At 53.2% G+C, this 1,415-nt stretch carries 2 protein-coding genes; both read right to left on the minus strand.

All coding sequences use genetic code 11. The features are described 5' to 3' along the window. Window positions 1-814, minus strand: an 814-nt coding sequence (locus ACFV20_RS36935) for an arginine deiminase family protein (protein ID WP_385665505.1), incomplete at its 3' end; no start/stop codon positions are given. A gap of 59 nt (window positions 815-873) precedes the next feature. After that, window positions 874-1,415, minus strand: a 542-nt coding sequence (locus tag ACFV20_RS36940) for a GNAT family N-acetyltransferase (protein ID WP_385665508.1), incomplete at its 5' end; no start/stop codon positions are given.

Raw genomic sequence — 1,415 nt, forward strand, 5'->3', positions numbered from 1 at the left:
TTGCGGTGCGAAGAATAGGAATTTTCGCTACAATGATGCGCTCGGCGGCTCCCGCCTTAAAAAGCTCTGCCGCTAATTGCGTCACGCCCTGCCGAGAGGTTCGCTCCCCCATCCCCATGAGGACGATGCCTCCTCCAATGGGCATTACATCACCTCCCTCGACAGTGGCCATCTGCCAGTCGCGTTCCGGGTCGCCCCACCAGACCGTGGCTTCGGTGAATTCTGTGTTGAAATTATAGATGGCTTTCATAAGAAGCGTCTCACTTCGGCGTGCAGGCATACGCAGAGGGTTAAGGGTGAGCCCGCCATATATCCAACTTGTTGTATCGCGAGTATAAAGGGTGTTAGGCAGCGGCGGCAGGAGGTCCTCCGATCCTCGACACAGAACATCCAGGGTTATCCGGTCGCTCGCAGGAAGTTCATCTACGGTCAGCCCGCCAATCAAATAGTCCGCTAACTGGTGTGGGGTTTGCGTCTCCAAGAAGTGACGGGTTGGGTCTACGAGTCCGACGCCTATCTGTTCAACAGTCACTCTTCTGTCCAACAACCATTGTTTCGCTTCAGGTATCTCCATGGTCTGCGCGAGGAGTTCGTGAAGCTCGAGGACCTCAATACCTCGTCGGCGCAGCTTGGCGACGAAGTCCGCGTGGTCCCGCTGTCCTCTCTCGACCCACATCGTGTCGTCGAATAATAGTGCGCCGGAATTGGAGGGAGTAAGCCGGTGATGCGCAAGACCTGGCGAGCAGACCAGCACCTTGCGCAGTACCCCCACTTCCGAGTGGACACCGTAGCTTGCGGCGAAATTCTCAGGCATGTAATTCTCCTTCGCTACATTTAGAAGTCGCCATGAACAAGACGGCTACAGGGACTATTTCAAAGAAATCTCGTCATGAATATATTGTTTGGATCCGTTTCATATTCGGCAAACGGCCCACAGGGGATGAATCCGAACTTTTTGTACAAATTCCTTGCCGGATTAAAGTAGCCAGATGCGCCAGTCTCCAAACTTATCTTTTCGATGCCATCTCGCTCAGCCTCTGCGAGTATATGGCTGAGTAACAGTGAGGCTACTCCTGACCTTTTCCGGTCCGACCGGGTGTGAAATGCTTTCAACTCGGCATGGCGGGAGTTTAATTTCTTAAGCGCTCCACACCCTACAATTTCCTCCCCCTCACGCACCACCCACAACTTGATTTCAGGTCGGCGTAGATCTTCCAGGCTGAGGGCATGCTTGCTCTCGAGAGGTGTATGGAGCCGCACCTCTCGCACATGCGTATCCATAAACTTTGCGATTTCCTCTCCGGAGAGATCATGTAATTCGATACGCATTGCGCAGCCTCTCTTAGCCCCTAAAAATAAAAGAGTTTTTGTAACTCGACACTTGTGATCCACGGGGGTTCGCGCGAATTCCTGAG

The organism is Streptomyces sp. NPDC059696 (assembly GCF_042733745.1).
Classification (GTDB): Bacteria; Actinomycetota; Actinomycetes; order Streptomycetales; family Streptomycetaceae; genus Streptomyces.